Source organism: Sphingomonas aerolata (assembly GCF_003046295.1).
GTDB lineage: Bacteria > Pseudomonadota > Alphaproteobacteria > Sphingomonadales > Sphingomonadaceae > Sphingomonas > Sphingomonas aerolata.
In genome coordinates this window covers 321,575-338,885 of sequence record NZ_PZZN01000002.1, presented here as the reverse complement: position 1 = coordinate 338,885, position 17,311 = coordinate 321,575, and the positions used below count along the sequence as shown (strand labels likewise).

Sequence of the window (17,311 nt, the reverse complement as noted above, 5' to 3'; positions counted from 1 at the left end):
GCTCAGTTATCCTGGATCCTGACTTTCGTCAGGATGACGGACGTGAACGAAGGCCCACCACAAACGAAAAAGGCCGGCCCGCGAACGGACCGGCCTCCCTACCCTCCAAGCGAAATCAGAACCGCGTCCGCACCGTCAGCCCATAGGTCCGCGGCTCGGCGAGGTACGAGGTGAAGATCTGGTTCCCCACCCCGCCAAACGCCTTCACCTGGTCGAGATTGCCCGCGCCCTGGAACGGCGCATTGAACCCGACCTGCTGGTAATCGGTGTCGAGCAGGTTCTGCGCCCACAATTCGACCGCCCATTTCTGCGCCGGCCCGCGGATGCCGATCCGCGCGTTCATCAGGAAGAAGCCGTCCTGCGTCTTCTCGGTGAACAGGTCCGACCCGGTATTATAGTCGCTGGTCATGCGGCCATCGATGTAGAACAGCCCGGTGATCCCCGACGACCCCAGCTCGGGCGTCCACGTCCCCGACGCGGTGACCGTGTGCTTGGGCGCGTTCGACAGCGTGTTGCCCGACAGCAGGAACAGCGCGGGGTCGAGGGCCTCGCCCGTCTCCGACCCGACCAGGTTGTTCTTGAAGGTCGTGTCGACATAGGTGTAGCCGAGGCTCACCGCGACGTCGCGGACCGGGAACAGCCCCGCCTCGAGCTCGACGCCCTGCGACCGCACGCCATATTTCACGTCGCCGGTGCACGCGCCCGTCGCCGCACTCGCATCACGATCCGCGCCGTTCAGGCTGGTGTCGCACGAGCTGATGTTCTGGACGATGAAGTTGGTGCCGTTGAACGTGTTCAGCTGGAAGTTCTTGAACTCCTGGCGGAAGCCCGCGACGTTGAAGGTGAACTGCGCGGAGGTGAACTTCAGCCCCAGCTCATAGGAATTGACCGTCTCGGGATCGAACCGCAGCCGGCTCGCGCTCGCATTGGTCGGCGACGAGAAGACGTTCGCGGTCAGGTCCGACCGGTCGAGATTATAGCCACCCGCCTTGTAGCCGCGCGAATAGGACGCATAGAGCAGCGTGTCGGTGCGCGGCTTGTACGACACGATCCCCGTGCCGCTGAACTCGCCTTCCTTGAACCCGTCGTTCAGATCGAGCCCGTTCAGCGCCGAGGTCGAATTGCCCGTGCAGGTCAGCGTGACGATCCCGCCGACCAGCGTCTTCAGGCTGGCGGGCACCGCCGCACTTGCCAGCAGCGGGCTCAGCGCCGCCTGCTGCGCGGGGCACACGGTGTTGTTGTTGTTGAAGTCGGCGTGGAAATCCTTCGCCTCATGCGTGTAGCGAAGCCCGCCGGTGATCGACAGCTTGTCGGTGACCTTGAAGATGTTGTGCGTGAAGAACGCGTAATTCTCGCTGTCCTGATAATAGGTCGACCGCTGATCGCCCAGATTGTTGAGCGTGCTCAACCGGTCGATGCCGCTCAGGATGGTACCGGTCAGCGCGCCGAAGGCGGGCTGCGTGCCCGGAACCTGCCCGGACAGGACCGCACGTCCCGCCGCGCTGAGGCAGCCCGGATTGGCCGGATTGCGCAGCGCCGCCGCCGGGTTGACCGTCGCCACGATCCGGCACGCCGCGAACGCGCCATATTGCGTCCCGAACTTCAGATTGTCCGCAACGACCAGGTCTTCCTTCGAATAATAGCCGCCGACCAGCCAGTCGAGCTTGTCGTCGAACAGCGACCCGTTCAGCCGGACTTCCTGGCTGAAGGTGTGGAACTGGCGATAGCTGTTGCCGTCGTCCGCACGGTAGCCGATGTCGAGATTGCCGTAGTCGATGTCGGCCGCGCCGCCCGACTTGTACTCGCGATACGCGGTAATCGAGGTCAGCTGCGCAAAGCCCAGATTCGCATCGATCTGGCCCGAACCGCCATAATCCTTGGTGATGTTCGAATAGGCGCGGCCCAGCGTGTTGGCGATGCGGCGGTTATAGGGGTCGCCCTGGCTCGGGAACACCGCGCCCATGCTCTGCATGACCTGCTGGATGCGGTTGCCCGCGGGGTTGATCGCGAAGTCGCCCGCGACGCCCGGCGTCGGATCGATCTTCTCGCGCGTGTCGATATAGACCGCGCCGCAGCATTTCTCATCGCGTCGCGTGTAATCGCCGATCAGCCGCACCGACACGTCGCTGCTCGGCTCGAACAGCAGCTGCCCGCGCACGAAATAGCGGTTGCGGTCGTTATAATCGGTCTGGTTGATGACGTCGTAATAATAGCCGTCGCGCTTGCCGAACACGCCGTCGAGCCGGAACGCCAGCTTGTCCTTGATGATCGGCCCGGTCAGCCCGCCCGCGATGCGGATATTGTTGTAATTGCCATAGGTCGCGTCGCCGTACCCGCCGAACTGGTAGGACGGCAGCTTGGTCAGGATGTTGATCGTGCCCGCCGATGCGTTGCGCCCGGCCAGCGTCCCCTGCGGCCCGCGCAGCACCTCGATCCGGTCGACCTCGCCGAGATCGTTGAGCCCCGAACCCGTGCGGCTGCGATAGACGCCGTCGATGAACACCGCGACCGAGCTTTCGAGTCCGGGATTGTCGCCGACCGTGCCGATGCCGCGGATACGCGCCGAGGCGTTCGCCTCCGAGCCCGTCGACGAGATCAGCAGCGACGGCGCAAGCTGCGTCATCTGGCGGATGTCGGTCGCACCCGAATTCTGCAGCGCCGCCTGGCCCACCGCGGACACCGCGATCGGCACGTTCGACAGCCGCTCGGAACGGCGGGTCGCGGTGATGACGATGTCGCCCGCATTGATCGGCTGGGGATTCGCGTTCTCGGCAACCGGCTGCTGCTGCGCATCCACCGACGCGGCGGCGGTACCCGATGTATTTGAGGGTACGGTCTGCGCCTCGGGCTGCGTCGTCGGGACATCCTGTGCGAAGGCCGGCGCCGCGATCGCGATCGTCGCGGCGGCAGACAACAGATATGCGGTCATGCGCATGGGCATCTCTCCTGGCGGCTTCGAATTATTTCGAATTTCCGGTTTGGTCAGGAGGTAATTGGAATTTTCATGCAGCGTCCACCGATTTCCGTATGCGGAAGTAACTTTCCGGTCGCTGTGTCGCACTTCCGCAACACCGAGCAATAACACCGCGTGATAGCCCCAAAATCGATGCATCGCGCACGGGCGGTTCGACCGCGGCGGTTGACGCTACGGAAAGGGTCATGGTGACCTGCACCCCAACGCAAACGGCCCACCGCCCCGGACAGGGGGCGATGGGCCGGTCGCTATCGTCGTATCGCGCCCGCATCGCGGGGCCGCGTCGTCACGCCGTTACTTGGGCGCGAGCACCATCAGCATCTGACGGCCTTCCATGCGCGGATACGCCTCGATCTTGGCGATCTCCGCAACGTCGTCCTGCACGCGCTTCAACAGGTTCATGCCCAGCTGGCCATGGCTCAGCTCGCGGCCACGGAAGCGCAGCGTGATCTTGACCTTGTCGCCCTCGCCGATGAAGTCGTTCACCTTCTTCATCTTCGTGTCGTAATCATGGTCGTCGATGTTCGGACGCATCTTGATCTCCTTGATCTCCTGCGTCTTCTGCGACTTGCGTGCGAGGTTCGCCTTCTTCTGCGCCTCGTACTTGAACTTGCCGACATCGAGGAACTTGGCGACGGGCGGATCGGCGTTGGGCGAGACCTCAACCAGGTCCAGACCATGCTCGGCCGCCTGCTCGATCGCTTCGCGCGTGTACATCACGCCCAGATTCTCGCCCTCGTGATCGATCACGCGGACCTTCTGGCTCTGGATGAATTCGTTGAATCGCGGGCCGTTCATCGCGGGCGTCTGCATGGGCCGGCGCATCGTGGGAGGACGTATGGGGGTTGCTCCTGTTGTTTCTGACGAAGTATTTGGGCCGGCTTATAGCGCAGAAAGCTCTGCGCGGAAAGCCGGCCTCGTCCATCACATATCGGGAGCGCGCGCCTCGATCGCAAGACGTGCCACCGCCTCGTCGAGCGACAGCATCTCCTGCCCCTGGCTGCCCAGCCGGCGAATCGCGACCGTCGCCTCGTCCGCCTCGCGCTTGCCGACCACGAACAGCACCGGCACCTTGGCCAGGCTGTGCTCGCGCACCTTGTAGTTGATCTTCTCGTTGCGCAGGTCGGTCTCGACGCGGATCCCCGCCTTGCGCAGCGCCGCGACCACACTGTGCGCATAGTCGTCCGCATCCGACACGATCGTCGCGACCACCACCTGCACCGGCGCCAGCCACAGCGGGAAGCGCCCGGCATGATGCTCGATCAATATGCCGATGAACCGCTCGAACGTGCCCAGAATCGCGCGGTGGAGCATCACCGGCCGGTGCCGCTCGCCATCCGCGCCCACGTACGACGCGTCGAGTCGCTCGGGCAGCACGCGGTCCGACTGGATCGTGCCGACCTGCCACGTCCGCCCGATCGCATCGGTCAGGTGGAATTCGAGCTTCGGCGCATAGAATGCCCCCTCGCCCGGCAGCTCCTCGAAATTCGCCTTGATCGTGTCGGACAAGGTCGACTGCATCACCGCCTCGCGCAGCTCGGCCTCCGCCTTGTCCCACATCGCATCGTCGCCGAACCGCTTCTCGGGGCGCAGCGCGAGCTTCACCGCATAATCCTCGAAGCCCAGATGCTTGTACACGCTGTCGAGCAGCTCGCAGAACTTGCGCACCTCCTCGACCAGCTGGTCCTCGCGGACGAAGATATGCGCGTCGTCCTGCGTGAACTGCCGCACGCGCATGATGCCGTGCAGCGCGCCATGCGGCTCGTTGCGGTGGCAGCAGCCGAACTCCGCCATCCGGATCGGCAGGTCGCGATACGACTTGATCCCCTGCTTGAAGATCAGGACGTGCGCCGGGCAGTTCATCGGCTTGAGCGCCATCAGGTCGCCCTCGCCCGACAGCACGGCACCCTCATCCTCGACGTTCGGGATCTCGTCGGGCACCACGAACATGTTCTCGCGATACTTGCCCCAATGGCCCGACTGTTCCCACTGCTTGGCGTCCATCAGCTGCGGCGTCTTCACCTCGGCATAGTCCGCCGCATCGAGCCGCCGGCGCATATACGCCTCCAGCTGCCGCCACAGCACGAAGCCGTTGGGATGCCAGAATACCGACCCCTGCGCCTCGGACTGGAGGTGGAACAGGTCCATCTCCTGCCCGATCTTGCGGTGATCGCGCTTGGCGGCTTCCTCCAGCCGGAACAGATGCTGGTCGAGCTGCTTCTTGTTGAGCCAGCCGGTGCCGTAGATCCGGCTCAGCATCGCGTTCTTCTGGTCGCCGCGCCAATAGGCGCCACTCACGCGCGTCAGCTTGAACGCGGCGGGATCGAGCTTGCCGGTCGACACCATGTGCGGCCCGCGACACATGTCGAGCCACTCGCCCTGGCGGTAGATGGTCAGCTCCTCGCCCTCGGGCAGCTCGGCGGCCCATTCGGCCTTGAACGTCTCGCCCTGCTCGGTCCAGCGGTCGATCAGCTGCTGGCGCGACCAGACCTCGCGCAGGAACGGCTCGTTCCGCGCGATGATCGCGCGCATCTCCGCCTCGATCGCCGGCAGGTCCTCGTCGGTGAACGGCCGGTCCTTCGGCGCAAAGTCATAATAGAAGCCGTCATCGGTCGCCGGCCCGAAGGTGATCTGCGTGCCCGGGAACAGATGCTGCACGGCCTCCGCCATCACATGCGCCAGGTCATGCCGCACCAGCTCGAGCGCATCCGCCTCGTCGCGCGCGGTGACGAGCGCGAGCTGCGTATCCCCCTCGAACGGCCGCCCGAGATCCCGCACCTGCCCATCGATCCGCGCCGCCAGCGCCGCCTTGGCAAGCCCCGGCCCGATCGCCGCAGCGACGTCCGCGGGCGTAGTCCCGGGCGCAACCTCGCGGACGGAGCCGTCGGGAAGCGTAATGCGGAACATGGCAGACATGAGGAACTTTCTCGTGATGGAAGAACGGCGCTTATGCCGTCGCCCAGCCGATATAGGCAACCCGCCACGCACCGACACCCCACGAACCGCCCCATGTTCCCCGGCGAAGGCCGGGGCCCAGTTGGGAAACGCCGCCAACAAAGGACCGCGCCCAGTTACGCCGACCTCACCAACTGGACCCCGGCCTCCGCCGGGGAACCCACCCCCGTCATCCTGACGAAAGTCAGGACCCAGAGCCAAGCAGCGCGCGCCGCGACCCCAGCAAGCCGCAATAACCCGCGCCCCTCCCCAGACCCCACCCCGGCGAAGGCCGGGGCCCAGTTGGGAACCGCCGCTGATGAAGGACAGCGCCCAGTTACGCCGACCTCACCACCTGGACCCCGGCCTCCGCCGGGGTGGACCCACCCCCGTCATCCTGACGAAAGTCAGGATCCAGAGCCAAGCAGCGCGCGCCGCGACCCCGGCACGCCGCAATAACCCCGCGACCACCCCCAAACTCCACCCCGGCGAAGGCCGGGGCCCAGTTGGGAAACGCCGCCAACAAAGGACAGCGCCCAGTTACGCCGACCTCACCACCTGGACCCCGGCCTCCGCCGGGGTGGAAGCAATCCGCCCCCTCACCCCACCCCGAACGGCACCACATGGTTCCCCTGCGTGTGCCCCACCTCGGCCCGCCCCAGATACGGCACCCCCATGTCCCGCGCCCACCGCACCATCATATAGTCCAGCGTCTCCCCCCAGGCCGGCTCGTTCGCCTGCACCGCGGTCACCGCCCCGAGCCGCAACCCGGCAATCCCCTTCAGCTGGGTCGCGTTCGCCACCTTGAACAGCATCCGGTCGATCGCATACATCGGCTCCGACACCTCCTCGACGATCAGCACGTGATCGGTCAGGTCCGGCAGCCACGGCGTCCCGATCAGCGACGTCAGGATCGACAGGTTGAACGCCGCCGAGGGCTGCCCCCCGAGCCCCGGCTCGAGTCCCGAGCGATCCCCCCGCGCCATCCACCCCAGCGACCGCGCCACCGTCGCCTCGCCGTCATGCCGGTTGATGTCGCTCACCATCGGCCCGTGCGCCACCCGCCCGATCCGCCGCGCGTAGAGCGCCCCCAGCAGGAACCCGACATCCGAATAGCCCAGATACGTCTTGTGCCGTGCCGCGCGCCCCAGCTCGGGCATCACCATCTGCAGGATCCGGTTCGCGCCATAGCCCCCGCGCAAAAACCAGATCGCGTCGAACGCCGGATCATTGGCGTATTCGAGAAACGCCGCCGCCCGCGCGAAATCCGACCCCGCGAAATGCCCGTCGGTCGCGGTGCATTGCGGATGGAACACCAATTCGACCTCGGGAAACGCGCGCGCCGCATAGGCGGTGACCACGGGGATAGCCGAGGGATTGGTCCGGCTCGACGCGGCGAGAACACCGATGCGCATGGTTCGTCCTGTCTTGCCCCGTTACGCAACCGCCGATAGCGCGAGCACATGGATATCACCAACCCCTCCGACCAGACCGCCGCCGACCAGCCCGCCTATTTCTTCATCGGCATCGGCGGGTCGGGGATGATGCCGCTCGCGATGATCCTCGCGGGCCGCGGCGCGACCGTCGCGGGCTCGGACCGCAATCTCGACCAGGGCCGCGTCCCCGCCAAGTTCGACGACCTCGCCGCCAAGGGCGTCGCGCTCTTCCCGCAGGACGGCAGCGGCATCGTCTCCGCGGACCAGCACGTCGTCGCCTCCGCCGCGATCGAGCCGACCGTCCCCGACATGATCGCTGCCGCCGCGCTCGGCTGCCCGCGCGCCACCCGCGCCGAGCTGCTCGCCTCCCTGTTCAACGACAGCCGCCTGCCGATCGGTGTCGCCGGCACCAGCGGCAAGTCGACCGTCACCGGCATGATCGGCTGGATCCTCCACACCGCCGGCCGCGACCCCACCGTGATGAACGGCGCGGTCATGAAGAATTTCGCCACCCCCGACGCCCCCTTCGCGAGTGCCTTAGTCGGCGAGGGCGACAGCTTCGTCAGCGAGGTCGACGAAAGCGACGGCTCGATCGCGCATTACGCGCCGAAGATCGCCGTGCTCAACAATGTCAGCCTCGACCACAAGTCGCTCGACGAACTCCGCGCGCTCTTCGGCGCCTTCATCGCCAAGGCCGAGACCGCAGTCGTCAACGCCAACGACCCCGACGCGGCAGCCCTCGCCGCGCGCCTCCCCCGCGGCCAGGTCACCACCTTCGCGATCGACGCGTCGGCCGACCTCCGCGCCGAGAATCTCGCCCCCGAACCCTTCGCGATAGCCTTCGACCTCGTCTCGCGCGGCGTTCGCACGCGCGTGACGCTCGCCGTCCCCGGCCGCCACAACGTCGCGAACGCGCTCGCCGCGATCGGCGCGGCGATGGCCGCCGACGTGTCGCTGCCCGACGCGGTCAAGGCGCTCGCGAGCTTCACCGGCCTGCGCCGCCGCTTCGATCTGGTCGGCGAAGCGAACGGCGTCGCGGTGATCGACGATTTCGGCCACAACCCCGACAAGATCGCCGCCACGCTCGACACGCTCCACGCCTTTCCCGGCCGCCTGCTGATCCTGTTCCAGCCGCACGGCTATGGTCCCTTGAAGGTCATGGGAACCGAACTCGTCGCCACTTTCGTCGAACGGATGGCGCCCGAAGACCTGCTCGTCCTCCCCGACCCGGCCTATTATGGCGGCACCGTCACGCGCGAGGTCACCAGCGCCGACATCGCCACTCAAATCGCCGCGCAAGACCGCGACGCCCGCCACATCCCCGACCGCGCCGACGCCGCTGCGCTGCTGGTCGCCGAGGCCCGCCCCGGCGACCGCATCGTCGTGATGGGCGCGCGCGACGACACGCTCAGCCTGCTCGCGGCGACCATGGTCGAATCCCTCGCCGGCTGATAGGATAAGCCCGATCCCCCGTCCGGAGACCCGCCGATGTTCCGCCGCCTCTTCCTCGACCATCCCGCCACCGTCGGCGAAAGCTATGCCGAGCATTTCGGCGTCGCCAGCCGGTTCGGCGTGACGATGATCGCCGGCGGCCTCGGCGCCTTGGTCCACGCGGTCGTCCCCGCCCTGTGCAAGACAAGCGGCAGCGACACGGTCCGCGAACTCCACCGCCAGATGGTCGCCAAACGCGGCGCCGTCGCCGCCGACCAGACCCAGATGAAAACGGTAGAATTCATCATCTGACCCCGTCCCCCCGCGAAAGCGGGGGCCCAGGACGAAGGCGGTAAGCGCCGCCCTCCCCCACCCGTCATCCTGACGAAAGTCAGGACCCAGAGCCAAGCAGCGCTGCGCCCCGTAACCCTGGATCCTGGGTCAAGCCCAGGATGACGGCGGTGGAGTACAGCCCTCCCCACCCGTCCTCCCGACGACGGGGAAACGCCGCCCACCCCCACCCGTCATCCTGACGAAAGTCAGGATCCAGAGCCAAGCAGCACCGATCCCTGCCACCTTGGACTCCCGCCTACGTGGGAGAACGGACAGTCGCGATCGCATCCCCTCAACCCCGCCCCCGCTGTAAAGCCCCCTTGACTCCCACACACTGAAATGACAAGCTTCCTTTACCGATTCGAAAGGACGCTTGACCATGCACAACAGCCCCGCGCTGCGCCGCTACAACGCCACCGTTCTCGGTCTCAGCCTTGCGTACATGGGCACGCTGTTCGGCGTGGTGGCGCTGTTCCGCAGCCATCCGCCGACCGGCCCGCTCGCCTATCTTCTCGCAGTGCTGCCCGCGCTCCCGCTGCTCGGCGTCTTCCTCGCCTGGGGGCGCTATCTGCGCGACGAGCCCGACGAATATATCCGCACGATAAACGTCCGCCAGACGCTGATCGCCACCGTCTTCATGCTCTGCGCGACGACGATCTGGGGCTTTCTCGAAAGCTTCGGCCTGGTGCCCCATGTCCCGGCCTATTCGGCGGGCGTGCTCTGGTTTGCCGGCCTGATGCTCGGCGGGTGCCTCAACATCGCCGCGGTTCGCGCAGGGACAGCATGAAGAACCGCCTCAAGGTCCTGCGCGCCGAACGCGACTGGAGCCAGGGCGACCTCGCCGACCGCCTCGACGTCTCGCGCCAGAGCGTCAACGCGATCGAGACCGGCCGCTACGACCCCTCGCTCCCGCTCGCCTTCCGCATCGCCGAGCTGTTCGGCCTCGCGATCGAGGACATCTTCACCAGCCCCTCCGCACCAGCCTGACCTATCCCCACCCGCCCGCTTTGGCTAAAGCCCCGCGCATGACCGACACCACCACCCCCGCGCCGGACCGCCCCCGCCTCGCCTATCACCACACGACCGGCACCGGACCGACGATCGTCTTCCTGTCGGGCTATGGCTCGGACATGACGGGCACCAAGGCGGTCACGCTCGAGGCCTGGGCGAAATCGCAGGGCCGCGCCTATCTCCGCTTCGACTATGGCGGCTGCGGCCGGAGCGAGGGCGCGTTCGAGGATCAGACTTTGGTCGACTGGCGCGACGACGTGATCGCGATGCTCGAGGCCTTGGCGGACGGCCCCGCGGTGCTCGTCGGTTCGTCGCTCGGCGGCTGGCTGATGCTGCTGGTGGCGAAGGCCCGCCCCGATCTGGTCGCAGCCCTCGTTGGCATCGCCCCCGCACCCGACTTCACCGACTGGGGCTTCACCCCTGAGGAAAAGCTGACGCTGCTCAGCGCGGGCCGGCTCGAACGCGCCAACGACTACGGGCCCGAACCCACCGTCTACACCCGCGGCTTCTGGGCATCGGGCGAGGCGAACCGGCTGATGTTCGGCTGGATCGAGATCTCCTGCCCCGTCCGCCTGATCCAGGGCCAGCGCGACAAGGCGGTGCCGTGGCTGCGCACCACCCGGCTCGCCGAGCTGCTTCGTTCAGCCGATGTGCAGACACTGCTCGTCAAGGACGGCGACCACCGCCTGTCACGCGATTCCGACATCGCGCTGATCATCCGCGCGGTCGAGGATGTGATCGCCCGCCTATGATCCTGATGCTGCTCGCCCCCGCGCTGCTCCTGTCCCAGGCCGCCAGCCCCGCCACAAAGCCTGCCGCCAAGCCGACAGCGACACCGGCCCCCAGGCCCGCCGCCGCCGGCCCCGCCGACGATGCCACGCGGCTCCAGCGCTGCATCGCGACGATCGCCACCGATCCGGTCGCCGCGCGTGCCGAGGCGGGCCGCTGGCGGATGGCGGGCGGCGGCGCCGCGGCGCGCGACTGTGGCGGGCTCGCCTTTGCCGCGGAAAAGAACTGGGCCGCCGCCGCCGCCGAATTCGAGAGCGCGGCGCGCGACGCACAGCTCGCGCAGGACGATCGCGCCGCGACCTATTGGGCGCAGGGCGGCAATGCCTGGCTCGCCGCGGGCGAGGCGACCAAGGCGCGCACCGCGCTCGATTCGGCGCTCACCGCGGGGACGCTGACCGGGCTCCAGCTTGGCGAGGCACGGCTCGACCATGCCCGCGCGCTCGTTGCGGCGGACGACCTCGCCTCGGCGCGCACCGATATCGATCTCGCACTGACCACCGCGGGCGACGATCCGCTCGCCTGGCTCCTGTCGGCAACGCTCGCGCGGCGGATGGGCAATCTGCCCCGGGCGCGCGGCGACATCGCCGAGGCGCTCAAGCGCTCCCCCGACGACGCCTCGGTCCAGCTCGAGGCGGGCAACATCGCCGCGCGCGACGGCGACGAGACCCGCGCCCGCGCCGCCTGGGCCGAAGCCGCCCGCCTCGCCCCCGACACCCCCACCGCCCGCAACGCCATCGCCGCGCTCCGCCAGTTCGACCTGCCCAAACCCTGATCCGCCGGGACAGGCGCGCCCGCGCCACCGTCATTCCCGCGAAGGCGGGAACCCAGACGGGCAACCGTCACGGCCCGGCCACCGCCGTCCGCCCCTCTGGATCCCCGCCTCCGCGGGGATGACGGACGGAGGATAGGACACGGCGACAGCCTCCACGGCGAATGCCCCGGCCACCACCCGCCCCTCTGGAACCCCGCCGGGGCGCCGCCTATCTACCGGCGATCCAACCCGAAAAGGCCGTCCATGAAATATCTGCACACGATGATCCGGGTCACCGATCCGGCCAAGACGATCGCGTTCTTCGAGCTGCTCGGGCTGAAGGAGGCCCGCCGCCTCGAAAACGAGCAGGGTCGCTTCACGCTGATCTTCCTCTCCGCGCCCGGTGACGAGAGCGCCGAGGTCGAGCTGACGCACAACTGGGATCCGGAAGAGTATGGCGAAGGCCGCAATTTCGGCCATCTCGCCTACCGCGTCGACAATATCTACGAGACCTGCCAGCGGCTCCAGGACGCCGGCGTGACGATCAACCGCCCGCCGCGCGACGGCCACATGGCGTTCGTCCGCACCCCCGACAACATCTCGATCGAGCTGCTGCAGGACGGCCGGCTCGACCCCGCCGAGCCCTGGGCGTCGATGCCCAACACCGGCCACTGGTAAGGCCCACTGGTAAGGATCGTCGGCTCGCCCGCCGCGCCTCACGCGCGGCGGCGGGCCGGCATCGTCCCGACCGCCATCGCCGCGGCACAGTCGGCGACGTGGACCGTCGCACCGCAACCCTCGATGATCTCGATCCGCATCGTCAGGTCGACACAGCCCTGGCGGATGTCCTCCGCCAGCATCTCGCGCATCGCCACGATCGCATGCTCGATCGCCGCCGCGCGGTGCGCCAGCTCGATCCCCTCGTGGTCCTCGATCACCTCGCCGCGCAGGGCGATCTGAAATCTGTATCGCGGCATCAGCGACATCCTGTGCGTTCGACGCGACGGCCGGGGTGACCGGCGCTGCCGCGCCCATCGTTCGCCCCTGTTTCTCGCAAGGCGTCTACGCGCCTGCGCGACGATCGGTTCCGCGCCACCCGTGCAGCGCAAGGCACCCGACATTTTCTTACAATAACCGACAATTTCCGAAATGCGCGTCTAACCTATGTTTGAGCGAGACTATAACGCCTGTGATAGTGCAGGGCGCCTCTGGGCAAGCTATGCTTAACCCGGCGACTGAGAGTTCGATATGCTCCCGCCCGAGCGGAGCCTGCATGTGGATTACCCCATCGTCGTCACCGATCATCTGATTGCCAAGCTCGCGACCCGGGTCGAGCTGAGCGCGGCGGATCGCGTGGCGATCGCGGCGCTGCCGTGCAAGCTGCGCACGATCGACCAGTCGACCTATATGCTGCGCGAGGGGCAACGCCCGCTGCGCTGCGCGTTCGTGATCGACGGCTTCGCCTATCGCCAGAAGCTCACCCCCGACGGCGAGCGCGAGATCGTCTCGATCCTGATGCCCGGCGACTTCATCGATCTGCAGAACCTGTTCCTCGAGGAATCGGATCACGACGTCCAGGCGCTGACCCGGATCACCGTCGCCGAGATCCCGATCCCCGCACTGCGCGAGATCGTCGCGGTCTCGCCGAAGATCGCCACCGCCTTGTGGATCGAGGCGCTGGTCGAGGCGTCGATCCACCGCGAATGGCTGCTCAACGTCGGCCGCCGCAATGCCAAGATGCGGCTCGCGCACCTGCTCTGCGAATTCTCCGCCCGGCTGCGCGCCTCCTCGCTCAGCGACGCGGACGGCAGCTACGAACTGCCGATGACTCAGGAACAGATGGGCGATGCGCTCGGCCTGACCCCGGTCCACGTCAACCGCGTGCTCCGCGCGCTCGAGACCGACGGGCTGATCACGCGGCGCAAGCGGCAGATCGGCGTCGTCGACTGGTGCGCGCTGCGCGACGCCGCCGAATTCAACGAACGCTATCTCCACCTGACCCAGACGCGCCCCTGACGCCCTGGGCCAACGCCCCCAACCCGGCCACTCTTGACTTTTCGGCCGGTCGCGCGCATCTGACCGCCATCGAGGTGTCATGCAGCGTGATCGGACCTGAACAAGGTCCAGGCTCCGCCTCGGTCGTTTCAAACGGGCTTCCCTTTTCACGCGGGGTGTCAAAACACCACGCCCCTCGCGCGTCCTCCTGTGGATTCGCGAGCCCGGCACATTTGAGAGACTATTCATGTCCTTTTCCAACCTCGGCCTCGCCGAGCCCCTCGTCCGCGCGCTCGAAGCCAAGGGCTATACCGAGCCGACGCCGATCCAGGCCCAGTCGATCCCGATCCTGCTCGAGGGCGGCGACCTGCTCGGCATCGCGCAGACCGGCACCGGCAAGACCGCCGCGTTCGTGCTCCCCTCGATCCAGCGCCTGACCGAGACGCAGAAGCGCGTCCTGCCGACGCATTGCCGCATGCTCGTCCTCGCGCCGACGCGCGAACTCGCCAGCCAGATCGCCGACAGCGCACGCGCCTATGGCCAGTTCAGCAAGATGTCGGTGACCACCGTGTTCGGCGGCACCAGCATCAACAAGAACCGCCAGGACCTCAGCCGCGGCGTCGACATCCTCGTCGCCACGCCGGGCCGCCTGATCGACCTGATCGAGCAGGGCTTCTGCAACCTGTCGATGATCGAGATCCTCGTGCTCGACGAAGCCGACCAGATGATGGACCTCGGCTTCATCCACGCGCTCAAGAAGATCGTCCGCATGCTCCCGAAGAAGCGCCAGACGCTGTTCTTCTCGGCGACGATGCCGACCGCGATCCGCGATCTCGCCTCGCAGTTTCTGCTCGATCCGAAGACCGTCTCGGTCAAGCCCGCCGCGACCACCGCGGAGCGCGTCGACCAGTATGTCACCTTCTGCAACCAGTCGGAAAAGCAGGCTTTGCTGACGATCACGCTGGGTGATCCCGCGATCGACCGCGCGCTCGTCTTCACGCGTACCAAGCACGGCGCGGACCGCGTCGTGAAGCTGCTCGCGGGCAACGGCATCGCCTCGAACGCGATCCACGGCAACAAGAGCCAGGGCCAGCGCGAGCGTGCCCTCGGCGAATTCAAGCAGGGCAAGGTCAAGGTCCTGATCGCGACCGACATCGCCGCGCGCGGCATCGACGTCTCGGGCGTCAGCCACGTCATCAACTTCGAGCTGCCCAACGTCGCCGAGCAGTACGTCCACCGCATCGGCCGCACCGCGCGTGCGGGCGCCAGCGGCATCGCCGTCGCGTTCTGCGCGGATGACGAGAAGGCCTATCTGCGCGACATCGAGCGGATCACCCGCCAGAAGGTGACGGTCCGCCCGCTGCCCGACGATTTCGTCAACCTGTCGAACCAGATCAAGCAGACGCGCGTCAAGACGATGGGCGCCGATCCCGAAGTCCGGATCGACCGTCCGCGCGATCCCGCGCGTCCCCGCGCCACCCACGCGCCCCGCGCGACCGGCACCACCGGCCGCAACTATGCGGGCGCGAGCCGTGGCGGTCAGGGTGGCGGTGGCCAGGGTGGCGGCGGCGGTCGTCCCCAGGGCGGCGGTCGTCCCGGCGGCCAGGGCGGTGGTCGCCCGGCCGGTGGCGGTCGCCCCGGCGGCCAGGGCCGCGGCGCCGGCCCCAGCTCGGCACGCTAAGGCCCCATGTCTTTGCCTCGCGGGTTTGCTATAGGCAGACCTGCGAGGAGAAGACTGATGGACGTCTCGAATACCCCGATCGCCGAACGCATCGCCCGCGTCCTGGCGGGCCAGCGGATCAGCGCCAATGCCGGCGGCGACGCCGCCTCCGCGTCGCGCCTGATCGACGACGCCTGGACCGACTATCTCCCCGACGCGCTCGCGGTCCTGCGCACCTTGCGCGAACCCGACCAGACCATGGCCGCCGCCGGCGACCCCGCCATCTGGGAAACCATGGTCCTCGCCGCGCTGAAGGCCGCCCGCCCGCAAACGGTGATTCTGTAGCCGACGCCCCTCACTCCCCCTCGTCATCCTGACGAAAGTCAGGACCCAGAGCCAAAAGCGACCCCGCCCGTAACTCTGGATCCTGGGTCAAGCCCAAGATGACGAAGAGGGCGGGAACCGCCCCCCCATCCGTTCGCCCTGAGCGAAGTCGAAGGGCCGGCCCCAAGTGCTTCGACTTCGCTCAGCACGAACGGAGCGGGAGAGCGCAATGGCACCCCCGCCCCCGTACGCACCCGAAAACCCCCAGACTAAAGCACGAACCGGCTGAGATCCGTATTCCGCGCAATCTCCTTCAGCTGGCTGTCGACATACGCCCCGTCGATCACCACGCTCGACCCGCCGCGATCCTCGGCATTGTAGCTGACGTCCTCGAGCAGCTTCTCCATCACCGTCTGCAGCCGCCGCGCGCCGATATTCTCGACCTCGGCATTCACTTCGGCCGCGATCCGCGCGACCGCGGCGATGCCGTCCTCGGTGAAGCGGATCTCGACGCCTTCGGTGGCGATCAGTGCCTTGTACTGCAGCGGCAGCGACGCCTTGGTGTCCGACAGGATCGCGACGAAATCCCCCTCGGTCAGGCCCTTCAGCTCGACCCGGATCGGCAGACGCCCCTGCAACTCGGGCAGCAGGTCGCTCGGCTTGGCGACATGGAACGCCCCGCTCGCGATGAACAGGATATGGTCGGTCTTCATCGGTCCGTATTTGGTCGCGACCGTCGTCCCCTCGATCAGCGGCAGCAGGTCGCGCTGCACGCCCTCGCGGCTCACCGATCCGCCGCGCCCGTCGCTGACCGCGATCTTGTCGATCTCGTCGAGGAACACGATCCCGTTCGCTTCGGCATCCGCCAGCGCGACGCGGCTCACCTCGTCCTGGTCGAGACGCTTGTCGGCCTCTTCCTCGACCAGCTTGTCCCACGCCGCGGTCACCGTCAGCTTGCGGCGCTTCAACTGCTGCCCGCCGCCCAGCGACTTCATCATCTCGCCGATGTTGATCATCTGCGGCGCGCCGCCGGGGATCTCGAACGGCGTGGTCGGCGCCTGCTCGACCTCGATCTCGACCTCGGCGGCGTTCAGATGCCCGTCGAGGAACCGCTGCTTGAAGCTCTCGCGCGTCGCGGTGCTCGAATCCTTGCCGACCAGCGCGTCGAGCAGCCGGCCCATCGCCGCCTCCTCCGCCTTGTCCTTCACCGCGATCCGCCGGCGCTCCTTCTCCAGCCGGATCGCCTCCTCGACCAGGTCGCGCGCGATCTGCTCGACGTCGCGCCCGACATAGCCGACCTCGGTGAACTTGGTCGCCTCGACCTTGACGAACGGCGCATCGGCCAGCTTCGCCAGCCGCCGGCTGATCTCGGTCTTGCCGCAGCCGGTGGGCCCGATCATCAGGATGTTCTTCGGCGTCACCTCGTCGCGCAGATCCTCGCTGAGCTGCTGGCGCCGCCACCGGTTGCGCATCGCCACCGCGACCGCGCGCTTGGCGGCGGCCTGGCCGATGATATGCGCGTCAAGCGCGGCGACGATTGCCTTGGGGGTAAGCTGGTCGTTCATGATCACTCTTCTTCGCCCCTCCCCTTCAGGGGAGGGGTTGGGGGTGGGGACTATCCGCGGGCGGAGCGCTTGATGAAGCCCCCCACCCCAACCCCTCCCCTGAAGGAG

Annotated in this window: 16 protein-coding genes; 10 read left to right on the top strand and 6 right to left on the bottom strand. The window is 67.4% G+C overall.

The window, feature by feature from the left end:
• Positions 1-115: 115 nt before the first annotated feature.
• From C8J24_RS08920 to C8J24_RS08905, 4 genes are all read right to left on the bottom strand, one after another.
• Positions 116-2,935 carry a TonB-dependent receptor gene (locus C8J24_RS08920; protein WP_107931837.1) on the bottom strand — a complete coding sequence of 940 codons (2,820 nt, stop codon included), beginning with the start codon at positions 2,933-2,935 and terminating at the stop codon, positions 116-118.
• Between the two features lie 333 nt (positions 2,936-3,268).
• Positions 3,269-3,799, bottom strand: a complete 531-nt coding sequence (gene infC / locus C8J24_RS08915; protein WP_031396176.1) for a translation initiation factor IF-3 — start codon at positions 3,797-3,799, stop codon at positions 3,269-3,271.
• Between the two features lie 99 nt (positions 3,800-3,898).
• Positions 3,899-5,890 carry a threonine--tRNA ligase gene (thrS, locus tag C8J24_RS08910; protein WP_031396175.1) on the bottom strand — a complete coding sequence of 664 codons (1,992 nt, stop codon included), beginning with the start codon at positions 5,888-5,890 and terminating at the stop codon, positions 3,899-3,901.
• 617 nt (positions 5,891-6,507) lie between these two features.
• Positions 6,508-7,323, bottom strand: a complete 816-nt coding sequence (locus tag C8J24_RS08905) for an LD-carboxypeptidase (protein WP_107931835.1) — start codon at positions 7,321-7,323, stop codon at positions 6,508-6,510.
• 48 nt (positions 7,324-7,371) lie between these two features.
• Between C8J24_RS08905 and C8J24_RS08900 the strand changes: the two genes are divergently transcribed.
• The 7 genes from C8J24_RS08900 to C8J24_RS08870 all read left to right on the top strand — a co-directional run bounded on the left by C8J24_RS08900 (position 7,372) and on the right by C8J24_RS08870 (position 12,337).
• On the top strand, positions 7,372-8,796 hold the full coding sequence (locus C8J24_RS08900; protein ID WP_107931833.1) for a UDP-N-acetylmuramate--L-alanine ligase: 1,425 nt from the start codon (positions 7,372-7,374) through the stop codon (positions 8,794-8,796).
• A gap of 36 nt (positions 8,797-8,832) precedes the next feature.
• The gene (locus C8J24_RS08895) at positions 8,833-9,087 is read left to right on the top strand and encodes a DUF6356 family protein (protein ID WP_031395112.1); all 255 of its coding nucleotides are present in this window, start codon (positions 8,833-8,835) and stop codon (positions 9,085-9,087) included.
• Between the two features lie 400 nt (positions 9,088-9,487).
• Complete coding sequence (locus C8J24_RS08890; RefSeq protein WP_107931831.1) at positions 9,488-9,895, top strand: hypothetical protein; 408 nt, start codon at positions 9,488-9,490, stop codon at positions 9,893-9,895.
• Positions 9,892-10,095 (top strand): helix-turn-helix transcriptional regulator, encoded by a 204-nt coding sequence (locus tag C8J24_RS08885; RefSeq protein ID WP_031394295.1) that lies wholly within the window; start codon positions 9,892-9,894, stop codon positions 10,093-10,095. Before C8J24_RS08890 ends, C8J24_RS08885 begins: the two co-directional genes overlap by 4 nt.
• 38 nt (positions 10,096-10,133) lie before the next feature.
• On the top strand, positions 10,134-10,871 hold the full coding sequence (locus C8J24_RS08880) for an alpha/beta fold hydrolase (RefSeq protein WP_107931829.1): 738 nt from the start codon (positions 10,134-10,136) through the stop codon (positions 10,869-10,871).
• The gene (locus C8J24_RS08875) at positions 10,868-11,680 is read left to right on the top strand and encodes a tetratricopeptide repeat protein (protein WP_244180588.1); all 813 of its coding nucleotides are present in this window, start codon (positions 10,868-10,870) and stop codon (positions 11,678-11,680) included. Before C8J24_RS08880 ends, C8J24_RS08875 begins: the two co-directional genes overlap by 4 nt.
• A 243-nt stretch (positions 11,681-11,923) precedes the next feature.
• Positions 11,924-12,337, top strand: coding sequence for a VOC family protein (locus tag C8J24_RS08870; RefSeq protein ID WP_037531709.1), 414 nt, complete (start codon positions 11,924-11,926; stop codon positions 12,335-12,337).
• A 38-nt stretch (positions 12,338-12,375) separates the two neighbouring features.
• Here the strand turns inward: C8J24_RS08870 and C8J24_RS08865 are convergent, their stop codons facing one another.
• Complete coding sequence (locus tag C8J24_RS08865; protein ID WP_107931827.1) at positions 12,376-12,636, bottom strand: DUF6894 family protein; 261 nt, start codon at positions 12,634-12,636, stop codon at positions 12,376-12,378.
• A 298-nt stretch (positions 12,637-12,934) separates the two neighbouring features.
• On the opposite strand from C8J24_RS08865, the gene C8J24_RS08860 reads away from it, so the two are divergent.
• From C8J24_RS08860 to C8J24_RS08850, 3 genes are all read left to right on the top strand, one after another.
• Positions 12,935-13,675, top strand: a complete 741-nt coding sequence (locus tag C8J24_RS08860; RefSeq protein ID WP_235516509.1) for a Crp/Fnr family transcriptional regulator — start codon at positions 12,935-12,937, stop codon at positions 13,673-13,675.
• Positions 13,676-13,901: 226 nt separating this feature from the next.
• Positions 13,902-15,335, top strand: coding sequence for a DEAD/DEAH box helicase (locus tag C8J24_RS08855; RefSeq protein WP_056679374.1), 1,434 nt, complete (start codon positions 13,902-13,904; stop codon positions 15,333-15,335).
• Between the two features lie 57 nt (positions 15,336-15,392).
• A complete protein-coding gene (locus C8J24_RS08850; protein WP_107931825.1) occupies positions 15,393-15,659 on the top strand; it encodes a hypothetical protein in 267 nt (88 codons plus the stop codon).
• A gap of 248 nt (positions 15,660-15,907) precedes the next feature.
• Here the strand turns inward: C8J24_RS08850 and hslU are convergent, their stop codons facing one another.
• Complete coding sequence (gene hslU / locus C8J24_RS08845) at positions 15,908-17,203, bottom strand: ATP-dependent protease ATPase subunit HslU (RefSeq protein ID WP_037530944.1); 1,296 nt, start codon at positions 17,201-17,203, stop codon at positions 15,908-15,910.
• Positions 17,204-17,311: the final 108 nt, after the last annotated feature.